The sequence below is a fragment of the uncultured Ligilactobacillus sp. genome (genome assembly GCF_948826705.1).
In the GTDB taxonomy this organism is placed as follows: domain Bacteria; phylum Bacillota; class Bacilli; order Lactobacillales; family Lactobacillaceae; genus Ligilactobacillus.
Map to the genome: position 1 here is coordinate 1 of NZ_CAQLEL010000035.1, position 1,603 is coordinate 1,603.

The 1,603-nt window shown below is 40.7% G+C and carries 1 protein-coding gene and 1 rRNA gene; one reads left to right on the forward strand and one right to left on the reverse strand.

Going from position 1 to position 1,603, the window contains the following annotated elements; genetic code table 11:
• Window positions 1-106: ribosomal RNA gene (gene rrf, locus Q9Q35_RS01930) — 5S ribosomal RNA — on the forward strand; the annotation flags it as partial.
• Window positions 107-317: 211 nt separating this feature from the next.
• Here the strand turns inward: rrf and Q9Q35_RS01935 are convergent.
• Window positions 318-1,481: an IS4 family transposase gene (locus tag Q9Q35_RS01935; protein WP_304651897.1), complete on the reverse strand. Its 1,164-nt coding sequence runs from the start codon at window positions 1,479-1,481 to the stop codon at window positions 318-320.
• Between the last annotated feature and the right edge of the window lie 122 nt (window positions 1,482-1,603).

Consider the following 1,603-nt stretch of genomic DNA (forward strand, 5'->3'; position numbering starts at 1 on the left):
GGTGGCCATAGCGTGAGGGCTCCACCTCTTCCCATTCCGAACAGAGAAGTTAAACCTCACCACGTCGATGATACTGCGAAAGTGGGAAAGTAGATAACCGCCCCTTCTAAACGACCGAAGCCTGAGATGCAGATTGCGTCTCAGGCTTCGGCTTTTTTATGCCCTCTTTTAAAGGGGCTTATCCGATATTTGGATGGATTTGTTTGACGTTCCGTAAATTTATTGTAATTTTGCATGGGAATGACTGCCAGCGGCCATCCTAACATTATATTAATCAACACTAGTGTCCCATAAAAACCCATAAAAATGGGAGCTAGTTAAAAATTAAATAAATTTGGTCCACTTGGGTCGTAGAGAACATTGAAATTTTGAGATTTAGTTTTGTCGAAGAGATCGACCAAATGAGAGGTGTCGGTCAATGAGGCTCCTATGATTTGGAGGACTTCGTATGTTGATCGTTCAAGCTTCATATCATGCTGTACTATCGCGACAAGGCAGTAAGCACAGATTGCACAATAGATTTGGATACGCACCGCATTTTCAGATGTGCCCCAAAACTTCTTTATCTTTAGATGTTGTTTGAGCCATTTGAAAAACAGTTCAACTTGCCATCTGTTCTTATAAAGATTTGCGACCTGTAGTGCCGACAATTTGAGGTCATTGGTAAGAAACATAAACTCCCGGTTCTGTTCGTCATCCCAATATCTGACTAGACGGAGATGTTCGGGATAATGTTTCTTAGGGTAAAATCCAGTCAGTTCAACAGTAGCATCCGACAACACATTATGAGGAAGTCTTCGCTTCCATTTTACCATTTTGTATTGGAGATTCTTTTTGGCTCTGACAACGAAAAAAGCTTCTATCGTATGTATCTTAAACAGACGTCTAAAGTCATTATATGCTCTATCGAAGATGTAATACGAACCTTGCTCATACGGGATTACGTCCATTGCCTTTGAGTCATGCACTGAAGCAGTCGTTATATGGAAGAATGTCGGAATCTGAGTTTCCACATCATACAGAGTATGGATTTTTACCCCTCCCTTCTTCTTGCGGAACTTAGCCCACCAGAATACAGCCAAACATAAATCTATCGTAGTTGAGTCGAACGCATAAACGTTTCCCTGTAGTTCAAAGATTTTCGTTTTTCGTTTATCCCGGGCTTCTGATACCATATAATATGCAAACTCCTCGAAGATTCGATAATCCCGATTCTGATTTGCATACGCAAGATTGGTCTTGGATACACTACGACCCAATCCCAGATGGTACCACTTGGAACTATGTGCATCAAGAATGGTGATGAGATCCCTCAGACTTGACCGGTTGCATAACTGACCATACATCATTGCCAAAAGTTGGTTCCAGCATGTGAAATGTTTCACATATCGGTTGCCATTATACTTTTCAACGATTCGGTTGAACTTGCTTCGGTTCATAAAGGTCACTAGTTGGGAGAAAACGTATTTGACATTGTACATGGTTCGTCAGATTGAAGAACCGTAATATACTAATCAAGTCCGTTCGCACCAAAATCTTTTCCAACAAACTAAATTTCAACAATTTCAAAGTACTCTTTCCGATTTTAATGGGACATCAATGA

Coding starts and splice junctions, on each gene's coding strand:
- Q9Q35_RS01935 (WP_304651897.1), bottom strand. CDS start 1,481: ATGTACAATGTCAAATACGTTTTCTCCCAACTAGTGACCTTTATGAAC.